At 44.5% G+C, this 26,992-nt stretch carries 23 protein-coding genes and 1 tRNA gene; 20 read left to right on the top strand and 4 right to left on the bottom strand.

Features of this window, described 5'->3' with window-relative positions; genetic code table 11:
* Nucleotides 1-329: 329 nt before the first annotated feature.
* From DW173_RS10665 to DW173_RS10625, 9 genes are all read left to right on the top strand, one after another.
* Entirely contained in the window at nt 330-1,043 is a 714-nt protein-coding gene (locus tag DW173_RS10665) for a S24 family peptidase (RefSeq protein WP_120144427.1), read from the top strand.
* A 238-nt stretch (nt 1,044-1,281) separates the two neighbouring features.
* Entirely contained in the window at nt 1,282-3,321 is a 2,040-nt protein-coding gene (gene metG, locus DW173_RS10660; protein ID WP_120144426.1) for a methionine--tRNA ligase, read from the top strand.
* A gap of 72 nt (nt 3,322-3,393) precedes the next feature.
* Entirely contained in the window at nt 3,394-4,848 is a 1,455-nt protein-coding gene (locus tag DW173_RS10655) for a lipopolysaccharide biosynthesis protein (protein WP_120144425.1), read from the top strand.
* Nucleotides 4,838-5,890, top strand: coding sequence for a hypothetical protein (locus DW173_RS10650; RefSeq protein ID WP_120144424.1), 1,053 nt, complete (start codon nt 4,838-4,840; stop codon nt 5,888-5,890). The genes DW173_RS10655 and DW173_RS10650 overlap by 11 nt, the downstream gene beginning before the upstream one ends.
* Nucleotides 5,891-5,945: 55 nt before the next feature.
* Entirely contained in the window at nt 5,946-6,809 is an 864-nt protein-coding gene (locus DW173_RS10645) for a phosphorylcholine transferase LicD (RefSeq protein WP_049701374.1), read from the top strand.
* A complete protein-coding gene (locus DW173_RS10640; protein WP_199722832.1) occupies nt 6,806-7,828 on the top strand; it encodes a hemolysin activation protein in 1,023 nt (340 codons plus the stop codon). The genes DW173_RS10645 and DW173_RS10640 overlap by 4 nt, the downstream gene beginning before the upstream one ends.
* Nucleotides 7,801-8,919 (top strand): glycosyltransferase family 4 protein, encoded by a 1,119-nt coding sequence (locus DW173_RS10635; RefSeq protein WP_120144423.1) that lies wholly within the window; start codon nt 7,801-7,803, stop codon nt 8,917-8,919. The genes DW173_RS10640 and DW173_RS10635 overlap by 28 nt, the downstream gene beginning before the upstream one ends.
* A 10-nt stretch (nt 8,920-8,929) precedes the next feature.
* Complete coding sequence (locus tag DW173_RS10630) at nt 8,930-10,195, top strand: glycosyltransferase family 4 protein (RefSeq protein WP_120144422.1); 1,266 nt, start codon at nt 8,930-8,932, stop codon at nt 10,193-10,195.
* Entirely contained in the window at nt 10,188-10,937 is a 750-nt protein-coding gene (locus DW173_RS10625; RefSeq protein WP_009038874.1) for a glycosyltransferase family 2 protein, read from the top strand. Before DW173_RS10630 ends, DW173_RS10625 begins: the two co-directional genes overlap by 8 nt.
* Before the next feature lie 12 nt (nt 10,938-10,949).
* Here DW173_RS10625 and DW173_RS10620 read toward each other — a convergent pair whose 3' ends face one another.
* Entirely contained in the window at nt 10,950-11,807 is an 858-nt protein-coding gene (locus DW173_RS10620) for an SGNH/GDSL hydrolase family protein (protein WP_074908634.1), read from the bottom strand.
* A gap of 442 nt (nt 11,808-12,249) precedes the next feature.
* On the opposite strand from DW173_RS10620, the gene DW173_RS10615 reads away from it, so the two are divergent.
* The 3 genes from DW173_RS10615 (at nt 12,250) to DW173_RS10605 (ending at nt 13,686) form a co-directional block, all read left to right on the top strand.
* Nucleotides 12,250-13,023, top strand: coding sequence for a class I SAM-dependent methyltransferase (locus DW173_RS10615; RefSeq protein WP_117683915.1), 774 nt, complete (start codon nt 12,250-12,252; stop codon nt 13,021-13,023).
* Nucleotides 13,024-13,097: 74 nt separating this feature from the next.
* A complete protein-coding gene (locus DW173_RS10610) occupies nt 13,098-13,448 on the top strand; it encodes a helix-turn-helix domain-containing protein (protein ID WP_004296599.1) in 351 nt (116 codons plus the stop codon).
* 13 nt (nt 13,449-13,461) lie between these two features.
* Nucleotides 13,462-13,686 carry a hypothetical protein gene (locus tag DW173_RS10605; RefSeq protein WP_015531822.1) on the top strand — a complete coding sequence of 75 codons (225 nt, stop codon included), beginning with the start codon at nt 13,462-13,464 and terminating at the stop codon, nt 13,684-13,686.
* 18 nt (nt 13,687-13,704) lie between these two features.
* On the opposite strand, the gene DW173_RS10600 is transcribed toward DW173_RS10605, so the two are convergent.
* Nucleotides 13,705-14,403, bottom strand: coding sequence for an SIR2 family NAD-dependent protein deacylase (locus DW173_RS10600; RefSeq protein WP_008023339.1), 699 nt, complete (start codon nt 14,401-14,403; stop codon nt 13,705-13,707).
* Nucleotides 14,404-14,875: 472 nt separating this feature from the next.
* Here DW173_RS10600 and DW173_RS10595 point away from each other — a divergent pair, with 472 nt between their 5' ends.
* The 5 genes from DW173_RS10595 to DW173_RS10575 all read left to right on the top strand — a co-directional run bounded on the left by DW173_RS10595 (nt 14,876) and on the right by DW173_RS10575 (nt 17,466).
* On the top strand, nt 14,876-15,460 hold the full coding sequence (locus DW173_RS10595) for an FKBP-type peptidyl-prolyl cis-trans isomerase (protein WP_008023341.1): 585 nt from the start codon (nt 14,876-14,878) through the stop codon (nt 15,458-15,460).
* A gap of 20 nt (nt 15,461-15,480) precedes the next feature.
* Complete coding sequence (locus DW173_RS10590) at nt 15,481-16,359, top strand: FKBP-type peptidyl-prolyl cis-trans isomerase (RefSeq protein ID WP_004296603.1); 879 nt, start codon at nt 15,481-15,483, stop codon at nt 16,357-16,359.
* A 160-nt stretch (nt 16,360-16,519) separates the two neighbouring features.
* Nucleotides 16,520-16,984, top strand: coding sequence for an Lrp/AsnC family transcriptional regulator (locus DW173_RS10585; RefSeq protein ID WP_004302580.1), 465 nt, complete (start codon nt 16,520-16,522; stop codon nt 16,982-16,984).
* A gap of 5 nt (nt 16,985-16,989) precedes the next feature.
* The gene (locus tag DW173_RS10580; RefSeq protein WP_049701378.1) at nt 16,990-17,301 is read left to right on the top strand and encodes a DUF4491 family protein; all 312 of its coding nucleotides are present in this window, start codon (nt 16,990-16,992) and stop codon (nt 17,299-17,301) included.
* 91 nt (nt 17,302-17,392) lie between these two features.
* Nucleotides 17,393-17,466, top strand: a tRNA-Ile gene (locus tag DW173_RS10575).
* Nucleotides 17,467-17,578: 112 nt separating this feature from the next.
* Here the strand turns inward: DW173_RS10575 and DW173_RS10570 are convergent.
* Together DW173_RS10570 and DW173_RS10565 are read right to left on the bottom strand one after the other, a co-directional pair.
* The gene (locus DW173_RS10570; protein ID WP_120144421.1) at nt 17,579-18,355 is read right to left on the bottom strand and encodes a Cof-type HAD-IIB family hydrolase; all 777 of its coding nucleotides are present in this window, start codon (nt 18,353-18,355) and stop codon (nt 17,579-17,581) included.
* Between the two features lie 164 nt (nt 18,356-18,519).
* Complete coding sequence (locus DW173_RS10565; RefSeq protein ID WP_004296608.1) at nt 18,520-19,023, bottom strand: RNA polymerase sigma factor; 504 nt, start codon at nt 19,021-19,023, stop codon at nt 18,520-18,522.
* 593 nt (nt 19,024-19,616) lie between these two features.
* On the opposite strand from DW173_RS10565, the gene DW173_RS10560 reads away from it, so the two are divergent.
* From DW173_RS10560 to DW173_RS10550, 3 genes are read left to right on the top strand one after another with little or no spacing between them, the layout of a single operon-like run.
* On the top strand, nt 19,617-20,972 hold the full coding sequence (locus DW173_RS10560; RefSeq protein ID WP_118195521.1) for an SWIM zinc finger family protein: 1,356 nt from the start codon (nt 19,617-19,619) through the stop codon (nt 20,970-20,972).
* A complete protein-coding gene (locus DW173_RS10555) occupies nt 20,960-23,947 on the top strand; it encodes a DUF6493 family protein (protein WP_120144420.1) in 2,988 nt (995 codons plus the stop codon). Before DW173_RS10560 ends, DW173_RS10555 begins: the two co-directional genes overlap by 13 nt.
* Before the next feature lie 13 nt (nt 23,948-23,960).
* Complete coding sequence (locus DW173_RS10550; RefSeq protein WP_120144434.1) at nt 23,961-26,864, top strand: DUF6493 family protein; 2,904 nt, start codon at nt 23,961-23,963, stop codon at nt 26,862-26,864.
* Nucleotides 26,865-26,992: the final 128 nt, after the last annotated feature.

The following is a 26,992-nucleotide window of genomic DNA, read 5'->3' as shown; positions in this document are numbered from 1 at the left end:
AATAGCTATTAACACTTGAGGGAATAGCTGTTAACAGGTATCAGCAAGCTTTCCGCAGGCGGCGGATGAGAAATTTTCAAGGTTTCGGTGTTTTTCTTGAAGTTTTGCATGGCATATCCGTTTTTAATTTATATTTTTGAAACGTTTTCTATTAATCAATGGGACAAAGATAGAATATTTTTTCATAAATAAAACATTAGTTTTCATCTTTAATCTTAATTATTTTACAAGTCATTGATTATAAACATATAGTAAACACGTTTTTTAGTCAGCCATTTTATAGCTGCCATTTATAAATCCGGGATTAGTCTTTTAAATAAAAAAACAGAATGGATACAAATTTGGATGTATTAGGTATCATCAAGCGTGCCAAACAGGCGTTAAACCTAAAAAGAGACAGCGAACTAGCTGAATATCTGGGAGTTTCGAGAGCCACAGTCACCAATTGGGGCGCACGAAACAGCATCGATTTCCGCTTGTTGCTCGACAAATTGGGGGACAAGGTAGACTACAACTGGCTATTATTGGGAAAAGGAAATCCGAAACATCAGCCGAGACATTGCGAAAGCGAACTGGTGCAGGGAGAAGTCGAGATTATACACAATCCGAAAACACCTGAACCAATAGACGACCGTAGCGTGACATTATACGACATTACGGCAGCAGCGAACCTGAAAACATTGTTCACCAATAAAAAGCAGTATGCACTGGGGAAGATATTGATTCCCAATGTATCCGTCTGCGACGGGGCGGTCTACGTCAACGGAGACAGCATGTACCCTATATTGAAATCGGGAGACATTATCGGATACAAGGAAATCAGCAGTTTCGATAATGTCATTTATGGGGAAATATACCTGGTATCGTTTATGATTGACGGAGACGAGTATCTGGCAGTAAAATACGTAAACCGTTCGGAGAAAGAAGGGTATCTCAAGCTCGTAAGCTATAATACTCATCATGAGCCGATGGATATTCCATTCGCGTCCATCAACGCAATGGCGATTGTGAAGTTCTCCATCAGGAGACACATGATGATGTAAGTTTCACCACAGAGGACGCAGAGGACACAAAGGAACACTGATTTTTTATATTAATCCTCAAAGCCTCCACAGGATGTGTTGTATAAGCGCAGTTGCCACATATCGTACAGGCAGTCACAACTACAAGACAGCCACGACTATGAGAATGAAAAATCTGTGTTAATCCGTGTAATCTGTGGTGAAAAGTCATTATCTTTGCACATTACAAAGTTGAAAACAACAAAAATCACACTATATAATGGAAAAGAAATTCAAAAGAACCACCGTCACATCGGCACTGCCGTATGCGAACGGTCCTGTCCATATCGGTCACTTGGCTGGTGTATACGTACCGGCAGACATTTATGTGCGTTATCTGCGTCTGAAAAAAGAAGATGTATTATTCATCGGAGGTTCGGACGAGCACGGGGTACCTATCACGATTCGTGCCAAGAAAGAAGGAATTACTCCGCAGGATGTAGTAGACCGTTATCATTCGCTGATAAAAAAATCATTCGAAGAATTCGGTATCTCATTCGACGTGTATAGCCGCACCACTTCACCGACGCATCACCAATTGGCTTCGGATTTCTTCAAAACATTATACGATAAAGGCGAATTCATCGAGAAAACGTCTGAACAATATTACGACGAGGAAGCAAAAACATTCCTTGCCGACCGTTATATCACTGGAGAATGTCCCCACTGCCATTCCGAAGGCGCTTACGGCGACCAATGCGAAAAATGCGGAACCTCACTTTCTCCTACGGATCTTATCAACCCGAAAAGTGCTATCAGCGGCAGCAAACCGGTGATGAAAGAAACCAAACACTGGTATCTTCCTCTCGACAAGCACGAAGCATGGCTGCGCAAATGGATTCTGGAAGACCACAAAGAATGGCGTCCCAACGTATACGGCCAATGTAAAAGCTGGCTCGACATGGGACTGCAACCACGTGCTGTGAGCCGTGACCTCGACTGGGGGATCCCTGTTCCCGTAGAAGGAGCAGAAGGAAAAGTGCTCTACGTATGGTTTGACGCTCCTATCGGCTACATATCCAACACCAAAGAACTTCTCCCCGACAGTTGGGAAACATGGTGGAAAGATCCTGAAACCCGCCTGATCCATTTCATCGGGAAAGACAACATCGTGTTCCACTGCATCGTATTCCCCGCCATGCTGAAAGCAGAAGGCAGCTATATCCTGCCGGACAACGTGCCGAGCAACGAATTCCTCAATCTCGAAGGAGACAAAATCTCCACTTCCCGCAACTGGGCTGTATGGTTGCACGAATACCTGGCGGACTTCCCCGGCAAACAGGACGTACTCCGCTACGTACTGACCGCCAACGCACCGGAAACGAAAGACAACGACTTCACCTGGAAAGACTTCCAGGCACGCAATAATAACGAACTGGTAGCCGTATACGGTAACTTCGTGAACCGTGCAATGGTATTGACTCAAAAATACTTCGACGGGCGCGTACCTGCACAAGGTGAACTGACCGACTACGACAAGGAAACGCTGAAAGAATTTGCAGACGTAAAAGCAGAAGTGGAAAAACTGCTCGACGTATTCAAATTCCGCGACGCACAGAAAGAAGCCATGAACTTGGCACGTATCGGCAACAAATACCTGGCCGACACTGAACCGTGGAAACTGGCAAAAACAGATATGGAGCGTGTAGGTACCATCCTCAACATCTCCCTGCAACTGGTTGCCAACCTTGCCATCGCTTTCGATCCGTTCCTGCCGTTCAGCTCGGAAAAACTCCGCAAAATGCTGAACATGAATACTTTCGAATGGTCTGAACTGGGACGTGACAACCTTCTGCCTGTAGGTCACCAATTGAACAAACCGGAATTATTGTTCGAAAAGATTGAGGACGCTACTATCGAAGCACAAGTACAAAAATTGCTCGATACAAAGAAAGCAAACGAAGAAGCCAACTACAAGGCTAATCCTATCCGCCCGAACATCGAATTCGACGACTTCACGAAACTGGATATCCGTGTAGGTACCATTCTTGAATGTCAGAAAGTGCCGAAAGCGGATAAATTGCTTCAATTCAAAATCGACGACGGACTGGAAACACGTACTATCGTATCGGGTATTGCCAAGCATTATCAACCGGAAGAACTGGTAGGCAAACAGGTTTGCTTCATCGCCAACCTTGCTCCACGCAAACTGAAAGGCATCGTCAGCGAAGGCATGATTCTAAGTGCCGAAAACAACGACGGCAGTCTGGCAGTTATCATGCCGGGACGTGAGGTGAAGCCGGGTAGCGAAGTAAAATAATAAAACTTAAATAGGGAATACATGAAAAGCTATCATTGCGCATAGCCTTTTCATGTATTCTTTGCAAATAACATGAGCGAGAATCAGTCACTAAAAGAAAAGACAGCCAAAGGACTATTTTGGGGAGGATTCAGCAACGGCATACAGCAGTTGTTAAACCTGCTTTTCGGAATATTCCTCGCACGGTTGCTCACTCCGGCAGACTATGGAATGGTGGGAATGTTGGCTATCTTCTCCCTCATTGCCAGTTCGATACAGGAGAGCGGTTTCACAGCCGCCCTTGTCAACAAGAAGGAAGTGACACATAACGATTACAATGCTGTCTTCTGGTTCAATGCAGCCATCAGCTTATCCTTGTATCTGCTGTTATTCCTGTGCGCACCGCTCATTGCCGATTTTTACCATACTCCCGAACTGACACCGCTGGCACGTTATTCCTTCATCGGATTCTTCATAGCCAGCCTGGGAATATCCCACAGTGCCTATCTTCTGCGAAACCTGATGGTGAAACAGCGGGCCCTGTCCTCCGTTATCGGACTTACCGTATCCGGAATCACCGGAGTCACTCTTGCCTACTTCGGTTTCTCTTACTGGGGTATTGCCACGCAAAGCATCGTTTATGTAGCCGTCAACACAGCCTGTTACTGGCATTTTACCCGTTGGCGACCGAGCTTGCAATTCAATTTCACCCCGATTAAGGAAATGTTCGGATTCAGCGGAAAGCTATTGGTAACCAATGTATTCAATCACATCAACAACAACCTGTTCTCTGTGATACTGGGTAAGTTCTACACCGAAAAGGAAGTAGGATATTACAACCAGGCCAATAAATGGTGCGGTATGGGACAGCTCTTTATATCCGGCATGATAAACGGAGTGGCGCAACCGGTACTCACCAAAGTGTCGGACGACCTTGAACGGCAAAAACGGGTATTCCGCAAAATGCTGCGTTTCACCGCCTTTGTCTCGTTTCCCGCCATGCTCGGACTGGGAATCGTATCAGAAGAACTGATTACCATCACCATCACCGACAAGTGGTATTCCAGCATATCCATCATGCAGATTCTGTGTATCAGCGGAGCCTTCACTCCCATCGCATACCTCTATCAGCAACTCATCATCAGCAAAGGAAAATCCCGCATCTATATGTGGAACACCATAGTGCTCGGCATTATTCTACTGTCAGGCGTTCTGTTAGTCCATTCACACGGGATCTATGCCATGCTCGCCGTCTATGTATCCACCAATATACTGTGGCTACTGACGTGGCACTACTTCGTATGGCAGGAAATCGGACTAAAGCTGCGCCATGCACTGATAGACATACTTCCATACGCTGTCATTGCCGCTACGGTGATGGTAATCACCTATTATTCCACCCGTTCCATCGAGAATATTTATCTCCGCCTGGCAAGCAAGATAGTGCTCGCAGCAGCACTCTACATAGCCGCCATGTGGGGCAGTCGTTCGGTCACCTTTAAAGAAAGCATCCAGTATTTCATCAAAAAGAAGCCACATGAACCCTAATGATCTTGCCACTAAATACCGCCTTCTGAACAGTTCTTTCAAAAAGACAATGATCTATCACATAGGTATAGACGCCGGATTCTTTACCGAATATACCTATATGCTCCATGCAATGCTCTATTGCCTGCAACACAAAATACAGTTCAAGCTTTACTCCGACGACGCCAACTTCGGATGGAAAAAGGGCTGGGAAGACTGTTTCGCACCTTTCTGCGAGCAAGTGCACGAACCGTTTCACCACACCTACAACACCCATCGCCTGCCTTCATGGCAAGCATTAATGAAAGACAAAAAACTATCTAAAGCGAAGTTACTGAAATGGAAACTGAAAGTAACCTGCAAGAACATCATCGGAAAAGCCCTTGCTTTCTTCACGTATGGTAAACCGGTGTTGCTCAACTTCCAAGTGACGTTCAACCCCAACCAGCACTTCCATATCCCCGAACTGGGAATAGACGGTGACTACCTCCACACCTTCCAAAAGCTGACGGAAATCACCTGGAAACTCAACGACAACACCACACAGGAATGTCGCCAATTTGCCGCCACCCTGCAACTTCCGCCTCAATACGCAGGATGCCAAATACGCGGAGGAGACAAGATAACCGAAACCAACCTGCTGCCACCGGAACACTACATACGCCTCATCAAAGAAAAAACAGCCATCCGCGACGTCTTTGTATTGACCGACGACTACCGCCTCTTCGAGCAAGTGCAAACCCTTGCCCCGGACATACACTGGTACACCCTTTGCAGCCCCAACGAGCAAGGATACGTCAACAGCACCTTCACGCAGACCACCAAAGAACTGAAACAGAAACAAATGGCACGTTTCCTCTGTTCGATACAGCTATTGATGGATGCTTCCGTCTTTATAGGAAGTATCACCACCGGTCCCAGCCTGTTCCTATTAAAGAAGTTCTATCCGGAGATCAATCCGGCGGACTGTCTGCTCAAGGATTTCCCACAGGCATCCGTCCTCCCCATTCCGGGACGCGGGCGAGTGGCCACCGAATTTATGCAAGGAAACTTAAAGTTATAGTAACTTAGCAATATAATTACTACATTTGCAAGACAACGTGCATTAACCATTTCCGATGAACAAGAAATATACAGCCGAAGAGCTTGATTTATTACATGCCGAACTTTACGACATATTGGGAGAAACCATCCGGGTGTGTCAGAAGCACGATATTCCCTATTTTGTGATAGGCGGCACAGCCATCGGCGCACTCTACGATCAGGGAATTCTCCCCTGGGATGATGATATAGACATCGGCATGACGCGGGAGAATTACAACAAATTCTTAAAAGTAGCACCCGGAGAACTGGGCCCTTCCTACTTCCTTTCATGGATAGAAACAGACCCGCACACCCCTTATTACTACGCGAAGGTTAAGAAAAACAACACCCTTTTCGTAGAAGAAATGTTCAAGAACATCCCGATGCATCCGGGCATCTTTGTAGATATCTTCCCGTTCGACAGGATTCCCGACAACAAACTGTTGCGGCAAATGCAATCCGGCATACTCGGCTTCCTCAAATGCTGCCTGATGGGAAAAGAAATATGGATGTGGAAACACTTCGGCAAATGTGAAATAGAGAACCCTACAAACCGGGGAGCCTTCTCCTGTCTCCTGAACAGAATAGTCGACTCTCTTTTCTCTAAAAAAGCAATTTACCGGATGCTGGTATCCGTGCAAAGCTGTTTCAACTCACGAAATACCCGCTACTACAACAACGTCATGGCAACCGCCGACCACGTGACCGTAGAGAGTATCCGCCACCTGCAACCGGTGAAATTCGGTCCCCTCACCGTGACCGCTCCCGATGACCTGGAAGGGTTCTTGCGATACAACTACCCGACCTTGCATCGATTTACCAAGGAAGAACAGGAAAAAGTGAATAACCACTATCCTGCCGCCCTGTCATTCAGTACAACCCCAAAACAAGAACTATGAATATGAAATCCGCTTTAGTAGACGTCCCGGTACTTATCCTGTTCTTCAACCGCCCGCAACAGTTGTCGCAAGTGTTCGAGCAAGTGAAGAAAGCACGTCCGTCCCGGCTCTTCCTCTATCAGGACGGAGCACGAAACGAGCGCGATTTGCCCGGAATAGAAGCCTGCCGTGAAATCGTATCACAGATAGACTGGGAATGTGAAGTAGAACGCCTTTATCAGGAAAAGAATTTCGGCTGTGACCCTTCAGAATACATTTCGCAGAAATGGGCCTTCTCCAAAGTCGACAAATGCATCGTATTGGAAGACGACGATGTGCCCTCCGTCACCTTTTTCCAATTCTGCAAGGAGATGCTGGATAAATACGAACATGACACCCGCATCAGCATGATTGCCGGATTCAACCCCGAAGAAATCACCAAAGATATGCCATCCGACTATTTCTTCACCACCACCTTTTCCATTTGGGGATGGGCGAGCTGGAAACGGGTAGTCGACCAATGGGACGAGTTTTACAGTTTCCTGGACGACTCCTTCAATATGCAACAACTGGAGCAACTCATCAAGGAGCGCAAATACCGGAGCGACTTTATCTATATGTGCCAGCGGCACCGAGAACAACAGAAAGCCTTTTATGAAACTATCTTCCACGCCTCTATCCTGTTCAACTCCGGACTAAGCATCGTGCCTACCCGCAACATGATTAACAACTTGGGAGCAACGGCAGATTCCACCCATTTTGCAGGCTCGGTCCACACCCTGCCCAAGGGCTATCGCCGCATCTTCACGATGAAGCGCTATGAAGTGGACTTTCCACTGAAACATCCCCGCTACGTTATTGAAAACGTAGCCTACAAAGAGAGGGTTTACCGCATCATGGGCTGGGATCATCCATGGATCAAGATAGGACGTTCGTTCGAAGAGCTGTTCCTCAACCTGAAATACGGTAATTTTTCTATCATTACGAAAGCTGTCAAAAACCGAATAAACAAATGGCTGAAAAGAAACAAGCACCACTAAATACGTTGCTTACTATTTATTTTTACCATACCCGCCTCACACGGGAAAGTTACGAGGAATGGAAAGAATATAAATTCCCCGGACATATTTTATACGGACTTCCTCTGCTGGAAAATTACGGAATACGCTCCGTGATGCACAAATGCAAATACTTCTCCGGCCGCCTGAAACTCATGTTTTACGCCACCAAAGAGATTCTCTGCTGCAAGGAAAAATACGACGTGCTCTATGCCACCTCTTTCCGGGGGATAGAACCCGTCATCTTCCTCCGTGCACTGGGACTGTACCGCAAGCCCATCGTCATCTGGCATCACACGGCCGTCGTCACCAACCCCAAACCCTGGCGCGAACAAATCTCCCGCCTTTTTTACAAAGGTATCGACCAAATGTTCCTATTCAGCCGGAAGCTGATTCAGGACTCGCAGAAAACCCGGAAAGCTCCGTCCCACAAACTGAAACTGATACATTGGGGCCCGGACCTTCCTTTCTACGACCATCTGCTGGCAGAAATGCCCGACCGGAAGCCCGAAGGATTTATCTCCACCGGCAAAGAGAACCGGGACGTGGACACCCTGCTCCAGTCATTCTCCGCAACCAACGAGGAATTGGATCTGTACATTGCCGTCTCATGCGGCAACATCAACTATAAAAAGATACTCGACCGCTATTCAGTGCCCGACTCCATCCGTATCCACTATACCGACGGAGTGATTCCCTATGAACTGGGAAAACTGGTAGCCCGCAAAAGCTGCATCGTCATCTGCTGCCTGGACTTCCCCTACACCGTAGGACTGACCACTCTTGTGGAAGCATTCGCCCTCGGCATCCCCGTCATCTGCTCGCGCAACCCCAACTTCGAAATCGACATCGACAAGGAAGAAATCGGCATTACCGTAGAATATAACGATGTACAAGGCTGGATAGACGCTATCCGCTACATCGCCGACCATCCCGAAGAGGCACGACGCATGGGAGAAAATGCACGCAAACTGGCAGAAGAACGCTTCAACCTCGAAATCTTTTCGCGCGAAATAGCAGAAAGCTTGTTGGAAATATCAAACATTTCCTCTAAAAACCGTACATTTGCATAAACTTTTGCCCATGAGAGTCCTGATAATAAATACATCTGAACGAATAGGAGGAGCGGCCATTGCAGCAAGCCGGTTGATGGAGTCACTGAAAAACAACGGTATCAAAGCCAAAATGCTGGTGCGTGACAAGCAGACCGACCAAATCAGTGTGGTCCGCTTAAAAAGTAACTGGTTGCAAGTATGGAAGTTCATGTGGGAACGGATCGTTATCTGGAGTGCCAATCGTTTCCGCCGATACCATCTGTTCGACGTTGACATAGCCAACACAGGTACAGACATCACCTCACTCCCGGAATTTCGCCAGGCCGACGTGATCCATTTACATTGGGTCAACCAGGGAATGCTCTCGCTGAAAGATATACGGAAAATACTCACTTCCGGCAAACCTGTGGTATGGACCATGCACGATATGTGGCCATGTACCGGTATCTGCCACTACGCACGGGAATGTAAGAACTATCAGCAGGAGTGTCACGACTGCCCTTACATCTACAAAGGCGGCGGCCGGAAAGATTTATCTTACCGCACTTTCCGCAAGAAACAAAAGTTATATAGCTACGCTCCCATTCATTTCGTCACGTGCAGTCACTGGCTGAAGGAACAAGCACAGACCAGCGCATTGTTTGAAGGGAAAAGCGTCACCAATATTCCGAACGCTATTAATACCAACCTGTTCAAACCCATGAACAAAAAAGAAGCACGTGCCAAGTTCATGTTGCCGGAAGGTAAGAAACTGGTTCTGTTCGGCTCATTAAAGATCACCGACAAACGGAAAGGAGTCGACTATCTCATTGAAGCCTGCAAACTGCTAGCAGAAAAGCATCCGGAATGGAAAGAGTCACTGGGGGTAGTCGTATTCGGCAACCAGTCACAACAATTGCAGGAGCAGCTTCCTTTCCATGTCTACTCGCTCCCTTACATCAAGAATGAGCATGAGATAGTAAATATCTACAATGCCGTAGACCTCTTCGCCATCCCGTCTCTGGAAGAGAATCTTCCTAACATGATTATGGAAGCAATGGCCTGCGGAGTACCCTGTGTCGGCTTTAACGTAGGAGGTATCCCCGAAATGATCGATCATCTGCACAACGGTTATGTGGCACAATACAAATCTCCAGAAGATTTTGCCAACGGCATACATTGGATATTGACGGAACCGGAATACGATGAACTCTCCGCACAAGCCTGCCGCAAGGTCTTGGGCAATTATTCGGAGAGCATCGTCGCAAAGAAATATACAGATGTCTACAATAAAATAACAGGGAAATATGCATAGTGTCCATCCTACTCCCAAGTTCTCTATCATTACGGTGACGTACAATGCTGAAAAGGTATTGGAAGACACGATTCAGAGTGTCATTTCACAGACCTATCATCACATAGAATACATCATCGTAGATGGAGCTTCCAAGGATGGAACCATTTCTATTATCAACCGCTACCGCCCGCACATACACACCGTTGTCAGCGAACCGGACAAAGGACTGTATGACGCTATGAATAAGGGCATCGCCCTTGCCAGCGGCGATTATCTCTGTTTCCTGAACGCGGGCGACTGTTTTCACGAGGACGACACACTACAACAAATGGTGCATACCATCAACGGCAGCGAACTGCCCGATGTGCTTTACGGAGAAACCGCTATCGTAGACCAGGACAGGCATTTCCTGCGGATGCGCAGATTGTCCGCCCCCGAAACGCTCACCTGGAAAAGTTTCAAACAGGGTATGTTAGTCTGCCATCAGGCATTCTTTCCCCGTCATACGCTGGTAGAGCCCTACAACTTGAAATATCGTTTTTCTGCCGATTTCGACTGGTGCATCCGTATTATGAAGAAAGCGCGCACCTTACACAATACCCATCTGACGATTATCGATTATCTGGATGAAGGAATGACTACCCGCAATCAGAAAGCCTCCCTGAAAGAGAGATTTCGCATCATGGCGAAGCACTACGGGCTGATCGGCACCGTAGCACATCATATATGGTTTGTGATCCGTGCGGTGATTCACCGGTAAAGCTGGTTCTCTTTAAAATGTTGCAGGCAGCGCAAGCAACTGGTACATCAGCGTACGTGCCATACGTATCTGCCCTTTTGTACTAGGATGTAAACGGTCATATCCTGCGTCGTAGAAGTAAATCAGTTGTTCTTCCACCATCGGGTTCAGCCCGGTTACCGCATTAAAATCAATTACGGGCACTCCCCACACATTACCGGCTTCCTTGACGGCCTGCACGTAGGCATCCACATATTCACCACAACTATTCTGATAGTTTTCATCCGGTTGCACGTTCTTCTCTCCAAAATCCGCCAGTGAGCGGTGCAACGGGGTTAATAGTACAATCTGCTTATCCGGAAACAGTTGTTTCAGCCTGTTGATTCCGATGTTGATACGTCCTTTATACGTGTTTCCATCCATTATAGGCGTACGTTTCTTGCGGGTTTCCAGCCTTTTGACCTGTCCGCGGGCTGCCATCACCTGTTCTTCTGTTTCCGTAAACCACTCTCCGATAGGCACACCGTCATTAAAATCATTCGTACCCATCAGAATCAAGATAGCATCCACTTCTCCACCGTGTTCCTGCTTCAGTTTCTCGGCCTGACGGGGCACATCATTCCATTGTCTGCCGCTGATACCATATACATAAGGAGTAATCCCCAGCCATTCCTGCAGGAAATCCCAGTATTTCTTTATTTTGTCACCATAGCAGTTGGGATCTGTAATAGAGTCTCCCAAATACCCCACTCTTTTTCCTTGCCACGGATGCCGGACAGCTCCATTATTCGTTTCAGCAGAGTTTGCAACTTTAGATGTTTGATTCTGTCCGCACAGAAAAGAGGAACAGAAAAACAGAATGGTACATGCGAGTAATAATTTGCTTTTCATCGGTATTATACATTAAATGAGAGATTTGTATCTAATATCCTGCAAATGTAATTCAAAAATAGGTAGTTTCAATCAATTTGGGCAGTCAATCTCATCCATACAACCGGACAGACAAACGGGTCTCTATTTGACGATTCTTGCTAAAATGCAGGTTTACAGTATTTTTTCATCAAAGTTATCATTGAGTTTTACACCTAAAATCCTATCTTTGTCACAAACTAAAAGAAAAATTGGATGTTTAACTCATTTTCATTCCATAAGGATTCCGTTCTGTAAATAATCTGTAAGCCTTCCTCTCATTACAGATTATCCCTTATGTTTTCTGACATATTCTTGTCAGAGTTATTTTCTATATCTAAATTTTAAACTATTTGTATGGTCAAATGGTCACAAGCATCGTCACATGCCTTCATTTACCGTACAGCTAAAACATTAAAAAACAATGAGTAACGAATTAAAAACAATCCACGAATTCGATTTTACACTGATATGTAATTACTTCAAAGGACTAAAACGTCAAGGTCCGGGAAGCCCTGAAGTCACACAAAAAGCTCTAAGTTTCACCAACGAACTGTCTGACGAAGCTAGAATAGCCGATATAGGCTGTGGCACAGGCGGGCAGACAATGGCATTAGCCAACTATACGAAAGGGCAAATTACAGGCATCGATCTTTTCCCCGACTTCATCGAAATATTCAACAGAAATGCAATAGAAGCCCATTGCGAAGACAGAGTAAAAGGCATTGTCGGTTCTATGGACGCTTTGCCGTTTCAAGAGGAAGAACTCGATCTGATCTGGTCCGAAGGAGCTATCTATAATATAGGATTCGAACGCGGCATGAATGAATGGAACAAGTTCCTGAAAAAGAACGGATTCATCGCTGTAACGGAAGCATCCTGGTTCACCCCGGAACGCCCCTCCGAAATAGACGACTTCTGGATGGCTAATTACCCGGAAATCGATACGATTCCGAGAAAAATAGCACAAATGGAGAAAGCCGGATATATCCCGACAGCCCATTTCATCTTACCGGAAAATTGCTGGACCGAGCATTTCTATGCTCCCCAATTCCCGGTTCAGGAAGCCTTTCTGAAAGAATATGCAGGAAATGAAGCTGCCGCAGACCTTATCGCCGGTCAACGACACGAAGAGAGCCTATATAATAAGTATAAGGAATACTACGGCTATGTATTCTATATAGGACAAAAAAGATAATTGACTATCTGCCGGAGAAGTTAGCAAGATAGGATAACTCTCCGGCATTTATTATCCTTTATTTTGCAGAAGATATGGAAACGAAAGATATAAATAAGGAAGAATATCAGTTACGGATCAACAAAGTGACCGACTATATCCATCAAAACATTGACCAGCCGTTATCATTACAGAAAATGGCGGGTATCGCATGCTTTTCTCCTTTCCACTTCCACCGCGTATTTACAATCCTGACCGGCGAAACGCCTACGGATTATATCAAACGCACCCGGATTGAAAAAGCAGCCCTATTATTAAAACAAAACAAGGAACTTTCCGCCACCGAAATTGCCGCCCTTTGCGGCTTTAGCAGCCTTTCGCTGTTAAGTCGCAATTTCAGGCTGCATTTCAGTATGACGATCCGGGAGTTCCGCTCACTAAAATAAAACGCTAAAGAATATGGAAAAAGAAAATAAGATTCTGATTTTTCGAACTTCTATCACCAAAAGATGTGACATCAAACGCATAGGAAAACTTTTGGCAGAGTTCCCTCAAATAGACAAATGGAATGTGGACTTTGAGGACTGGGAGAAAATATTAAGAATCGAGTGCAGTGGTATCACTGCACTCGAAATATCAGAAATACTCCGGAATAATCATATTTTTGCCAGCGAACTGGAATAAAACGGAGGGAAAGAAGTCTCAAACTCCCAACAATTGTTTCAATTCACCCATTCCTTCAGAAGCCCCCTTCTGAATTACATGTATCGAACGGGAAGTATGCGTATCTACCGGTTTCGGATCAATCAGATACACCTCTGCTCCTCTCGGTACATAATGAAGCAGCCCCGCCGCAGGATATACATTAAGCGATGTACCGATAATGACGAAAATATCCGCTTTCTCCACATAGCGGATAGCTGTTTCAATTTCCGGCACAGCTTCTCCAAACCATACAATGAAAGGTCGTAATTGAGTGCCGTCACCGGCCTTGTCTCCCATCTTCACTTCATATTCTTCCGGTTTCAGCTCTTTTATAAATTGAGGATTATATGGATCTCTACTAGAACATACTTTTGTCAGTTCGCCATGCAGATGAATAATGTGGCTGCTTCCGGCGCGTTCATGCAGATTATCTACATTCTGCGTCACCACCGTTACATGGAAACTTTTCTCCAGTTCCGCCAACAACTCATGTCCACGGTTCGGTTTCACCTCCAACAACTGTTTCCGGCGTTCATTATAGAAATTAATCACCAGAGCCGGGTCCCGCTGATAACCTTCAGGAGTAGCCACCTGCTCCACAGGATATTTATCCCACAAACCGCCCGCATCCCGAAATGTACTGATCCCACTCTCGGCACTCATACCGGCACCCGTCAAAACTACCAGATTTTTCATTACTATTCCTCCTTCTTTTTTAATAGCCACACAAATGTAATCAGAATCATCGAATAAAAGAAGACTTTCTTACGCTTAATCTAACCTGATATATACGAAACTTTAAGATGAAAGATACAGATAGTTAGTGTCAGACATACTAAGATTTATTCGTCTGACTATAGTTATATTTACATCTGACTATAGTTATTCTTTCGTCTGACTATAGTTAGACGAAAAGTAAACTATAGTCAGACGATTAATTATCTGCATAAACAAACCTAAATAATCAGAATAAGCCGATTAAATCCTACGAACAAAAAACTAATTCTTTAAAGAAAAGCGATTAACTTTCACAGATATAAGAATTTTTAAATAGCAAATGCTAAATCATTCAAATAAAACACGTACTTTTGCGTTTCATAAATTTGCAATTGATTGAAAGCTAAAACCATGAAGGTGATACATTTCAATCGCCAACAAAAAACATTATATGGATAAATTCAGTTACTCTATTGGCCTCGGAATTGGTCAAAACTTATCAAGCATGGGAATCGAAAACCTTGCGGTAGATGATTTCGCACAAGCAATCAAAGATGTATTAGAAGGTAATCAGACGGCTATCAGCCACAATGAAGCCCGCGAAATAGTGAACAAATATTTCGAAGAATTGGAATCTAAGATGAGTGCCGTTGCTATTGAGCAGGGACAGGCATTCCTCGAAGAAAACAAAAAAGGACCGGGCGTAGTTGTCCTTCCCAGCGGACTACAATATGAAATCATCAAAGAAGGTACAGGTAAAAAGCCGAAAGCTACCGATCAGGTAAGATGCCACTATGAAGGTACATTGATCGACGGTACACTGTTCGACAGCTCTATCCAACGCGGAGAACCGGCTGTATTCGGTGTCAACCAAGTAATCCCGGGATGGGTGGAAGCTTTGCAGCTGATGCCGGAAGGTTCCAAATGGAAACTGTATATTCCGTCAGAACTCGCTTATGGCGCAAGAGGTGCCGGAGAAATGATTCCTCCTCACAGCACACTCATTTTTGAAGTAGAATTACTCGAAGTATTATAAATAAAAAATTTCAAAGCAAAATGAAAAAAGTTAGTATTTTTATGGCAATCGCCGCTGCAGCAAGCCTTGCTTCTTGTACAGCTCAAGCTCCTAAAGCAAATCTGAAAACAGACATCGACTCACTGTCGTATTCTATCGGTATGGCTCAGACTCAAGGTCTGAAAGGCTATCTGACAGGTCGTCTGGATGTTGATACTACTTACATGGCAGAATTCATCAAAGGTTTGAACGAAGGCGCAAACAAGACTAGCAAAAAAGACATCGCTTACATGGCAGGTCTGCAAATCGGTCAGCAAATCAGCAACCAGATGATGAAAGGTATCAACCAGGAATTGTTTGGTACAGACTCTACTAAAACTATCAGCAAAGAAAACTTCATGGCAGGTTTCATCGCAGGTACTTTGGAAAAAGGCGGCGTAATGACTATGGAAGCAGCTCAAGAATATACTCGTACAGCTATGGAGACTATCAAAGCAAAAGCTTTGGAAGAAAAATATGCTGACTATAAAGCTGAAAACGAAAAATTCCTTGCTGAAAACAAGACTAAAGACGGCGTAAAAACTACTGCAAGCGGTCTGCAATACAAAGTAATCACTGAAGGTAAAGGTGAAATTCCTGCTGACACTTGCAAAGTGAAAGTGAACTACAAAGGTACTTTGATCGACGGAACAGAATTCGACAGCTCTTACAAACGTAACGAACCGTCTACTTTCCGTGCTAACCAAGTAATCAAAGGTTGGACAGAAGCATTGACTATGATGCCTGTAGGTTCTAAATGGGAACTTTATATCCCACAAGAACTTGCTTACGGTGCAAGAGAATCTGGCAACCAAATCAAACCGTTCTCTACTTTGATTTTCGAAGTTGAACTGTTGAGCATCGAAAAAGATAAGAAATAAGAAAGTTCTTTTCTAAATAGAAAAAGGAAAGAGGCGCAAAACGTTTGTGCCTCTTTTTTTTGCTTTTTCCTATTTTTTTTCTCCGAAAAGAAGAATAATTAAAATAAATCTCTATATTTGCTTACTATTTGATAACAACAGGAAATTACAATTTATTATTATGGAAAGAATAGACAACCTCGACAGGCAGATCCTAGAGATTATCTCCCAGAATGCCCGCATCCCTTTTAAAGACGTAGCAGCCGAATGTGGAGTATCACGCGCAGCTATCCATCAGCGTGTGCAAAGACTGATTGACCTAGGTGTCATTGTAGGCTCTGGTTACCATGTGAACCCGAAATCATTGGGCTACAGAACTTGTACATACGTGGGTATCAAGCTGGAAAAAGGCTCCATGTACAAATCTGTCGTAGCAGAATTACAAAAGATTCCCGAAATAGTGGAATGTCATTTCACTACAGGCCCGTACACAATGCTGACAAAACTTTATGCATGCGACAACGAACATCTGATGGATTTGCTGAATAACAAAATGCAAGAAATACCAGGTGTAGTAGCTACCGAGACTCTGATTTCTCTGGAACAGAGTATCAAGAAAGAGATTCCCATCCGCGTTGAAAAATAATTGTGATGGAGTTTCTAAATGAATATCACCTTGCAGGGTTATTCATCGGAATCTGTACCTTTTTGATTATCGGCCTTTTTCACCCCGTCGTGGTAAAGGCCGAATATTACTGGGGCACAAAATGCTGGTGGATATTCCTGATACTCGGCATTGCCGGTGTGATTGCCTCCTTAAGTATCGATAATGTGATCTTATCTTCTTTATTAGGCGTGTTTGCGTTTTCTTCCTTCTGGACGATCAAAGAGGTTTTCGAACAGGAAGAACGGGTACAAAAAGGATGGTTCCCCAAGAATCCGAAGCGCAAATATAAGTTCTAGAAGCAAAGGATTACAGTTTTTTCTCGAAAGAATTTGCATAATTCGACGGAAAATACTACTTTTGTCACCGCATCCAGTTAATGGATACATCGGGCTTTTAGCTCAGTTGGTTAGAGCAACAGACTCATAATCTGGAGGTCCTTGGTTCAAGCCCAAGATGGCCCACGAAAAACTCCTGTAAGTGAAATACTTACAGGAGTTTTTCTTTTATACGGTCAGAATAATGAGATTTACAAAATTAGGAACAGTGCTCCATATTGAAATAAGAATATCAATACTAAATGATTCCAAAGTGCTTCAAAGCCTTACACAAACCGTCATTCTCAACGGTATCAGTAACAAAATCGGCTGACGCCTTGACAGTCTCCGATGCATTTCCCATAGCTACCCCGATTCCGGCAGCTTTCAGCATAGGAATATCATTACCGCCATCACCGCAAGCCATTATTTCCGCCATCTCAATCCCATAATAATCGGCAAAAGCTGAAAGTCCGGTTGCCTTACTGATTCCTACAAGGTTCACATCAGCAAATAAGGGATGCCAGCGTGATAAGGAAAGGTTAGGCAGAAGCGGCATTACTTGCTGTTCCATTTCATCATCGATATAAAAACAAAGCTGGCAACACTCTTTTCTGTCAAATAGTTCTTCAATGTCTACAACGGCAGGGATGGGATGTTCCACGATTTTGGCTATCCGTTCGACAGTCGGAGTCAGCCGATTGACAAACACGCCTTCATCCAGTTCAATAGCAACTGCGAAATCAAAAGCCTTTGCTATTTCCATGGCTTTCTTAAAATCATCCTTTGGAATAAGGTATCTCCTTATCACAGTGCCATCCAGTAAGACACAGTCAGCTCCATTCAATGCAATAATTCCATCATACGGAACAGCAGCTATTTCATGAAGGTCACCCGCTGCTCTACCGGTAGCAATGACTATTCGAACCCCACGGTCATGAATCTCCTTAAGAGCTTCAACAGAAGATTGTAGTACTTTATGAGTTTCAAAACTCACCAATGTTCCATCTACATCGAGCATGATTGCTTTTATCATAACATCTATATTTTTTATTTACAGTCTATTACCCAGCGACAAAGTTACTGAAAAAAATCCCCATAGCAGGTATACCTCCAATACATAAAACAAAAAAGGCAAAAGGAAACGAGATCCTTTTGCCCTATACCTATTGATACCTACTGAAAAATGATAGTTAACGTTTAGCGGAAGTCCTTCAACTCTTCCTGCAATTTCTGACGGGTAAAGAATATGCGGCTTTTTACAGTACCTAACGGAAGATTCAACTTCTCTGCAATCTCACGGTACTTGAATCCTGAAACGTGCATAGCAAACGGAACTCTGTATTCTTTAGGCAGAGCATTGACTACGCGGTGCATTTCCTTTAAATCGTAAGCTCTTTCTGTACTTTCAAAACCTGACTCTTGTGGCAGATTCAGATGATAGAGGTTTTCAGTCTGATCGACAAATGTCTGATCGCGCACTACTTTGCGGTAATTATTAATAAAGATGTTCCGCATTATAGTATACATCCATCCTTTAAAATTTGTGTCGGGGGTATATTTGTCTTCGTTATCCAATGCTTTTAATGAGGTTTCCTGTAACAAATCGTTTGCTTCTTCACGATCGGTTGTCAGTTTGTATGCGAAGCGGAGTAATTCATCCTGTACTCCTATCAGATCTTTCCTGAAGCTTAAACTTTTCATATACGTTATTTTTAAATTGTGAGTATTCGTTGTTATAATTTTGATGTTGCAAGTTTACGGGTTTTCAACAAATGTGGCAGGTGAAGAACAGACATTGTTTAGGGGAAAATCTATCGGTTGATAGAATTTAGGTCATTTTTGATAGTATTCAGGTGGTTTTAATCTGCCGGGATAGCAAAAATCCCATTTTGAAGTCACACCTGACTCAAAATGGGATAACACAAACAAAACAAACAATATTAGCGATTTTCACAAACAGCTGTCTTTTTATATTAAAAAAATCATAAGACTTAATTTAGAATATGTCGCTTTAACATTCTATTTATGGGAACAAAAGTATTACTTTATGGCAAAAAGGAACGCATAATTTAAGAATAGTTATAAAGAATAATTGTTTTATGTATAAAAAATTGTATCCAACTATAAAGAATTGTATCTCATAGTCAGTACAAAAAGAGAGATAAATTAGTCTTTCGGCGATATTTTATAATATCACACATTCCAAAGTGATGTAAATTCTCCTACTTCTTTTTTCACATAAGAATTAATTTCTATATTTGGGCAATGTACAACCAAATACCAATTTATTATCTATGACTGATACTATTTCTTATCAATATGCAGCTCCTTCCACATTGCAACGGTCGGCCGATCAGGACGAACTATTTCTTGCCAAATATAGCGAAATAGAAAAGAGAGAAGCCCCCTGTTTCTTTTGGGGAAAGCTGACGCAACCTTATATGACGGCACGTTGCCTCATTGCGTTATCCAACGTTGTGCAATCCAGTTTCAATCTGACACCAGCACAGCTTGCGATGCTGAAAGATCCGATTGTAACGGCTGGAAATAACCGTCTGCGCTTTGAAGGATTTTCTAATTGTGCAGGTGTATACGCCAGGGTCGATGTACTTCCTGATGGACACGACGGAGAATTCTTGGAAAACGGGACAACGAATGTAGATTTTAATCCCGGAATGATTTCCGCTTTAGGAGGAATAGGCAGACAAGAAAATGTAGTAATGTCGGTCGGCCCCAAAGAAGTGGGACTCTATAATAAAGGTGAGAAGGTGATAGAGCGAAAAGTACCTCTTCCCGTAAAATGGATAAAGGGACTGACTACGGTACAGATTTATCAATCCGTTGCCGAAAAGGTCTATTCCTTCAATCGCATACAAACCTTACAACTCTTCCAGACACTACCGAAAAGTAGTGTGAAATGTGACTATTATTTAGTAATGCGCGGTCAAAAACCGGCCTTTTCACCGGTGAAAAGTATGAATGCCATCTGCATCGGAGGACTCCACCGTTTGCGCTTACTCGAACCCTTGCTTCCGTTTGCTGATGAACTGAAAGTATTTGCACATCCTACTATGCAATCTACTATCTGGCAACTCTATTTCGGTCCGGTCCGCTTCAGCCTTTCTCTTTCCCGCGAATGTTGGAGAGGATTCTCCGGAGAAGGTGCCGCACTGGAATCTCTGCTCGAAGATGTACCTGAAAGATGGATAGAGGCGATGGATAAATACAGTTACGCCAACCAACAGTTCAACCCTACGCTTTTTGCCATAGAAGAGCATATTGACCTGGATAAGGTAGATTCTCTCTCGGCACGATTGGCAGCAATGGGTTTGCTGGGATTCGATTTGGATGAAAACAGTTTCTTCTACCGCCGCCTGCCTTTCAAAACCGAACGTATTTTGAGCCTCAACCCGCGAATGATAGCTGCAGAAAAGTTGCTGGAAGAAGACAAAGTAGAAATCATTGCGAATGATGGCAACCGGACGGAAGCCCGTGTTGCAGGAAGCGGAGGAGTGAGGCATACCGTCATTCTGGACAGGGAGAACGAAAAAGAACGTTGCACTTGCACTTGGTTCAGCAGTAATCAGGGAGAACGGGGAGCTTGCAAACATATTCTGGCAGTAAAGAAACTAGCGCAATGGAAGAACTAAAAAAAGAACTGGAGAAGTTATCCAAAGCCTATGTGGATACTCCGGAGAATGAAGAGAAGATATTAATCCCTTTTATCAAGAGATTATTGGAGTTGCCAATGAAGGACAGGCGGAAGTTGCTGCCGCTTATCCGGGAATTGCAATGGATAAAAGGCAGGTTCGCTGGTTTCAGCAGTGAGACAACCTGTAGTGCGGCACGGGCACATTTTCTATCGGCAGTACAGTTTGTATGTGCCAACAGACGGGAGATGGATATGGCATATCATGTGAAGTTTGATATGCTTTGCAAACTACTCCCGCTTTACAACCCTGCCTGGCTGACAGATTTTATCAACGATGACAAAACATGGTTCAATTTCGATCTCAATTACGAAGAACTGATGCAGCTCATGGATATGGGTTACCTCAAAGAAATCGCTCCAAGCCGTATTGCACATGTACTCCCCTGGATTACCCGCATCAGAAATAAGAATCCCAAAGGAGACGATACTTTCAACAGTGAACTACTACTCAAACGGGATATTACACTGAAAGAACACATCTGGACGCTTTTCGAACACGAATCAATCATCGGTTATCAGGATGATTGTGCCAAAAATGCTTATAAAAAAGGAATCACAATACGGGATGAAAGTATCAGCGCGGCCCTCTATCGCTTTTCACTGGACGGCCATCTGGATAGAGAACGGCTACTAAGAGCCACCCTCGCCACTTTTCACCGGAGCTTCAAAAAAGACATGGCAGGATGGTTTGCCAGATTCTTTGAAACGCTGCAACCGACCACCGGAGAATCGTTATCCTTACAGGAAGAGATCATGCAAACATTCACTTCTTCCTACACCAAGCCGGTAAATATAATGTTGCAACAGTTGAAGAGCATTGCAGACGAAGAAGGATTCCGTTATCAGGAATTCATCGAACGGGCAACCACCCTTTTCTTCTCCAGTCCCAAAAACTCGCTATTAACCATTTACTCCATCTTTGAAAAGATCGTTGCGCAACATCCCGAGATGAAAGAGCCTTGTTGTATCACTCTCTGCCAACTATTCTTGAAGAAGGACGAAAGCCTGCAAAAGAAAGCTGCCAACTTTATTTCAAAGTATGGGGATGCCTCTTCGTCCAATCTCCAAGAAACACTACAGTCTTATCAACCGGAGATGTTTCAAAGCGTGCAAGCGATACTCGCATCTTTCAAGCCACAGTCTATAGATTCACAGTCTACAGAACCACACCTTGCAGAAGAAGCAAATGCAACAGATACAAGTGTGACAAAAGACATTCTTCATACAGAAGGAGAGAATACAGAAAGAAATAGTACAGATGAAAATAGTACCGAAAACTCCCTCCTCTCCGAAGAGCCACCTCTGGAAGCCATCCGCATTTGCCGGGAAGACAACCGTATTCCATTCCCTACCAACAAAGAAGATTTCCTGTTTCAGCTTAGCCGTTTGTTCGACATGGAGGAGAACTGGGAGATAGAAACAACGATTGCCGCTATCATTGCTTTCCATCCCCAACTGGATAAAGAAGACCTCAACCGGATGGAACCTATTTTCCAACGGGCAGCCAATATTGTTGCCAATAGTTGGGAACCATACGAAGATCTCCTTGCCACTTTCCTGTTGGAATACCAACGCTTATGGGCACAGACAGACAACTCCAACACAGGAGTTTTGAGAAACATGTTCACCCGGCTGGAAGAGAAACTGAAAGGAATAGATAAAAACAGGGGAGCTTACGACGAACGTTCCTTCAAACGACTTGCTGACTGGAAACCCGGTTACAGCAACGCAACCTGTTTCATACCTATCCAACAGTTATGGCTGAATGTGATCCGCCAAATAAAAGGAGGAAATTCATTGCCATTGCTTTCTACTCCCACCCATACCCCGGCATACCTACAAGCCACCGAACTGATACGCCGGCTTGCCGCATACCAGGAAGCAGGAAAGAAACCTTGTTCGTGGGATTTCCAACTGGCTATTGCCCGTTGTGCCATGGAAGACAAAGAAGAAGCCATCGCCACCGCCCGGCAACTGTTACAAGATGAGTACCTGCATCTCTGTCTGTTCTTATTGGACGAAAACACGCAACCCGAACCGCCCTACAACCATCCAACCGCCTGGATAGCCGCCGGACTGGTAAAAGCACCGGAGACGGAATTTAAAGCATTCAAGTCTTTCTCCTGTAACACATTGCCACACAATCATCTGACAGGAGACTACGAGTGGAAAGAAGTGAAACCTAAAGAAAACTCATACGAAACGGACAGACGCCTGCTTCAACTTGATTCTCACAAATGGCACAAATATATCGAACGCAACAGCCATCAGCTATGGCAGGAACATCTGATTATTAACAGCAAATACAACATGGATGACTCCCGCTACATGGAACCTCTATTGTGTTGCTACCCTAACCGCCCGGAACCGTTGATAGCCCAAATTATCTCCAATTACATGGCTTTCGGCAGTCCACAGGAAGACAGCAAACGCACCCTTGCCTGTGCCTTACGCATGTTGTTGTCTTTCCATTGCCCGCTCAAAGAAATGAGTCTACTCCTATTAAGCGGCTCGCTGCTTTTTGTAGACAAAACAGTCCGTTCCTATGCAGCAGAATTATGGATAGAAGGACTCTCCACAGGAAGAATAAACAACCACCGGGTAGGAGAAATCCTGGCCCGGCTTATCAACATGGAACTTGCTCCGTTAAAACGCTTCACCACACAAGTGTACGAAAGCATGTACAAACGAAGCGCTTTCCACAACCGCCAACTGGAAGAACTGCTCACTGTATTTATCAGCGGATTGCCCGACAAACCCGTCACCGGACTCAAACAACTGCTCGAACTCTATCTGGAACTATTGACCATCAACCGCAGCAAAGTTACAAACGAACAACTCTTGCAACGCCTGCAAGAATGGGCAACGAACAGCAATTTGAAGAAAGTGACCACTTCACTCAACAAACTATAATTAATTCATGATTATGACCCTAGAAGAACGCCTCAACGAAATAGTAGAAAAGCAACAGGGTGATGCCATCATCCCCTTTCTGCAAGGACTCACACAGGAAGAACGAAAGAGCCTGGTACCCCGCCTGAACAAACTGGAAGAATACTACAGTAAATTCGTGCAACTTAACGAGAACACATACGGTACACGGGGGACTTCCGCACAGCATCGTATCATCAATCTTACCGCTCTCGTTATCTATTCGCTGAAAGAATTCCGTAAACACCAATGGGGAATCAACACCGAGCAACTGAATGAATTGATCCCGTGGTACGTCCCCTCCTGGCTCGACAGCTTCTTCAAAGAAGGTGAAGGCAAAGAATTCGGCGGTTTCTACGGAATGGATTACGAAGTCCTGATGGATTGGATAGAGCAGGGAATACTTACTGTGACACCTTCTCCACAAACCATTGCGGGTTATCTGGTAAGCTACATCAACACCACTGCTATACTGCAAAAACGCGAAATCACACTTAAAGAACATATTTGGTATCTCTTTGAGTACGACTGTGGACAGAACTGGATGGATAACCGAAATGGCGGACACCCCTACTATCCTTACAAATATCTTATCGAAAACGGGAAACTAGACCGTATGCGTGTATTAAGAGAATCTCTGCTCGCTGTCAACCGAAATATGAACAAGAACCTATGCGGCTGGTTTGCAGGCATGTTTACCGCACTTACCCCCAGCATAGAAGAACAACTCGCGTTACAACCGGAAATATTAGCCGTCCTGTCCGCCCCTCACAGCCGCCCGGTCAATATCATGCTCGGACTGCTGAAGGGCTTATGCAATCATCCGCAATTTCGGATCGAAGAGTTTCTAAGTCAGACTTCCGTTCTTTTCGCTTCAGATGTGAAGGCAATTCACCAAAACACATTGGCCGTACTCAATAAACTGGCAAAAGAAAGAAAAGAATTTCGTGACGCCATCTGTTGTGTTGCCGCACAAGGGTTGATGAGCCGGGAAGAATCTACTCAAAGCAAAATAGTCAAACTGATCCTGACGTATGGAGAGACAGAATCTGCCACATTAAGAGAAGCACTCTCCGTATATACAGAAACGATGTTGGCAAACACTAAAAAAGAGCTGAAGGCTTATTTGGAGAATAATGAGTCTGGCCATACTCCTGCGCATAATGAAGGGGCTTCCGCCCACTCCGAGCAGCCCGACAACGATTCCGCCTCTTTCGTGTATGAACCGATACTCCCCATCATCCGTGAGGACAACCGGATACAGGAAATTGCTTCCCCCGAAGACCTGCTATTTCTTGCCAGCCAAGTGCTGGATGGGAACGAGATCTATCACTTCGACCTGCTCCTCGGTGCCTTAGTGCAATGGGACCGTCAACAGGACACAAAACAAATCTCACAATGGACACCCATCCTTCAACGCGCTTACAAACTACTGATAAGCGGAGGAAGTTCACGAAACGGCCTATTAGACCAACTGATGGCAACTTTCCTCCTTGATTATGCAAAACTACTGGTTAAACGCTTTCCTAAAGAAGCAAAAGAGCTAAGTGACTTGCATCAGAAAATGGTACAGAAAGACGAACTGCAGAAAGGTAAATGGAACTATCGTAATCTGCAGAAACTCACCATCCGTCAGAAAACGAACCAAAAAGAGAAATTCCCTGTTCACAAGCAGCTATTATGCCGAACACTAGACCTTTTGGAAAGTAAGGAGAAACCTTTACCCCTATTGTCCACTCCCACCCATATACCTATGTTTATTGCCCCGGCAACCCTGATAGAAAGATTAAAACAATATCAGCAAGCAAACGCCGAGCCAGACGATATGGATATGCAAACGGCACTCTCGCGAGTGGCACTGGATGATTCATCACAAGAGCTCCCTATCCTCCTTCAAGACTTAAAGGGGGAATACCAACGTTTACTTTCTTTCTTGTTGGGAGCAGAAAACGCACTCCCTCAAGCACCCTTCACCCATCCTTCCTGGTGGATGACAGCAGGGCTCATCAAGTCACCGGAGACAATCTACTCCGAATTCAAAGATTTCTCTTACAGTAAAGGTTCACGCGAATTCCTGACCGGAAACTTTGTATGGAGAACCTATCTGCAAACTCACTCATATACCGATTACAACAAAAAAGTAGTAGAATGGAACTCTGCAACTCTTACTTTCGATATTCCGGAAAGCAAGAACTCTCATGTAGCCAATAAAAACGAATACAATGAGAAAATCAGTTACCATTCATACGATTCGCATCCGTTAGTGGTCGAAATGTATCCGCTGATAGAGCGCTTCGACGATATACAAAATGACTTGCCACGTTTAGCATGGTTAACTCCCAATATGCCGGAACCATTATTAGTATGGTGTATCCGCAGTGCCATTTACGATCCGATGTTAAATGAGGTTAGGGAAATAGGCATCACCAAAGCCACCATCGAAGCACTTCATCAGTTAAGACACACCTGGCATGAGGCGTCTTACATACTGGAAGCCAGTTGTATGTTAGTAGCAGATAAGACTTCCCGTTCTTATGCCGCCGAAATCTGGATAGACCGTGTCGGCAAAGGATGCATAGACAGTAAGCGCATAGGTAAAATCTTAGGTTCACACCAACATACCGGCTGGGGACCGCTGAAAAGACTCACCGACCTGATACAGCAACAAATGATGAATGTCAGTCCCCTGCACAACCGGGAGCTGGAGAAACTAATCGTGGCAATGCTGACCGGACTTCCGGAGAAGCCGATCAAAGACTTAAAAAAGTTGTTGGAGATCTATGCGGAACTGTTATCAATCAACCACAGCAAAGCCAAAGACGAACAGGTTTTGCACCTGTTGGACATCTGGAAAGGGGTCGCCAATCTGAAGAAAGCAGTGGTTAGTATACAACGTTAAGAAGATTGTTGCAACGACTTAATCTCTTACTTTGTGCCACCGTATTGACACGGCTGTGCCATCGAAGTGGCAAGGTTGTGCCAACGTAGAGGCATAACTGCGCCAATATAATGGCACGACCTGACCAC

The sequence above is a fragment of the Bacteroides sp. AM16-13 genome (genome assembly GCF_003602705.1).
Taxonomy (GTDB): domain Bacteria; phylum Bacteroidota; class Bacteroidia; order Bacteroidales; family Bacteroidaceae; genus Bacteroides; species Bacteroides xylanisolvens.
Note: the sequence above shows the minus strand (reverse complement) of the source record. Positions and strands in the feature narration are given on the sequence as shown.

Excerpts from the sequence above, each read along its gene's own strand:
- DW173_RS10580 (WP_049701378.1), top strand. The coding sequence starts at position 16,990 with ATGGAGTTTCTAAATGAATATCACCTTGCAGGGTTATTCATCGGAATC.
- metG (WP_120144426.1), top strand. The coding sequence starts at position 1,282 with ATGGAAAAGAAATTCAAAAGAACCACCGTCACATCGGCACTGCCGTAT.
- DW173_RS10655 (WP_120144425.1), top strand. The coding sequence starts at position 3,394 with ATGAGCGAGAATCAGTCACTAAAAGAAAAGACAGCCAAAGGACTATTT.
- DW173_RS10565 (WP_004296608.1), bottom strand. The coding sequence starts at position 19,023 with ATGAAAAGTTTAAGCTTCAGGAAAGATCTGATAGGAGTACAGGATGAA.
- DW173_RS10645 (WP_049701374.1), top strand. The coding sequence starts at position 5,946 with ATGAACAAGAAATATACAGCCGAAGAGCTTGATTTATTACATGCCGAA.
- DW173_RS10610 (WP_004296599.1), top strand. The coding sequence starts at position 13,098 with ATGGAAACGAAAGATATAAATAAGGAAGAATATCAGTTACGGATCAAC.
- DW173_RS10635 (WP_120144423.1), top strand. The coding sequence starts at position 7,801 with ATGGCTGAAAAGAAACAAGCACCACTAAATACGTTGCTTACTATTTAT.
- DW173_RS10590 (WP_004296603.1), top strand. The coding sequence starts at position 15,481 with ATGAAAAAAGTTAGTATTTTTATGGCAATCGCCGCTGCAGCAAGCCTT.
- DW173_RS10630 (WP_120144422.1), top strand. The coding sequence starts at position 8,930 with ATGAGAGTCCTGATAATAAATACATCTGAACGAATAGGAGGAGCGGCC.
- DW173_RS10650 (WP_120144424.1), top strand. The coding sequence starts at position 4,838 with ATGAACCCTAATGATCTTGCCACTAAATACCGCCTTCTGAACAGTTCT.
- DW173_RS10550 (WP_120144434.1), top strand. The coding sequence starts at position 23,961 with ATGACCCTAGAAGAACGCCTCAACGAAATAGTAGAAAAGCAACAGGGT.
- DW173_RS10620 (WP_074908634.1), bottom strand. The coding sequence starts at position 11,807 with ATGAAAAGCAAATTATTACTCGCATGTACCATTCTGTTTTTCTGTTCC.
- DW173_RS10640 (WP_199722832.1), top strand. The coding sequence starts at position 6,806 with ATGAATATGAAATCCGCTTTAGTAGACGTCCCGGTACTTATCCTGTTC.
- DW173_RS10555 (WP_120144420.1), top strand. The coding sequence starts at position 20,960 with ATGGAAGAACTAAAAAAAGAACTGGAGAAGTTATCCAAAGCCTATGTG.
- DW173_RS10615 (WP_117683915.1), top strand. The coding sequence starts at position 12,250 with ATGAGTAACGAATTAAAAACAATCCACGAATTCGATTTTACACTGATA.
- DW173_RS10560 (WP_118195521.1), top strand. The coding sequence starts at position 19,617 with ATGACTGATACTATTTCTTATCAATATGCAGCTCCTTCCACATTGCAA.
- DW173_RS10570 (WP_120144421.1), bottom strand. The coding sequence starts at position 18,355 with ATGATAAAAGCAATCATGCTCGATGTAGATGGAACATTGGTGAGTTTT.
- DW173_RS10600 (WP_008023339.1), bottom strand. The coding sequence starts at position 14,403 with ATGAAAAATCTGGTAGTTTTGACGGGTGCCGGTATGAGTGCCGAGAGT.
- DW173_RS10625 (WP_009038874.1), top strand. The coding sequence starts at position 10,188 with ATGCATAGTGTCCATCCTACTCCCAAGTTCTCTATCATTACGGTGACG.
- DW173_RS10595 (WP_008023341.1), top strand. The coding sequence starts at position 14,876 with ATGGATAAATTCAGTTACTCTATTGGCCTCGGAATTGGTCAAAACTTA.
- DW173_RS10665 (WP_120144427.1), top strand. The coding sequence starts at position 330 with ATGGATACAAATTTGGATGTATTAGGTATCATCAAGCGTGCCAAACAG.
- DW173_RS10605 (WP_015531822.1), top strand. The coding sequence starts at position 13,462 with ATGGAAAAAGAAAATAAGATTCTGATTTTTCGAACTTCTATCACCAAA.
- DW173_RS10585 (WP_004302580.1), top strand. The coding sequence starts at position 16,520 with ATGGAAAGAATAGACAACCTCGACAGGCAGATCCTAGAGATTATCTCC.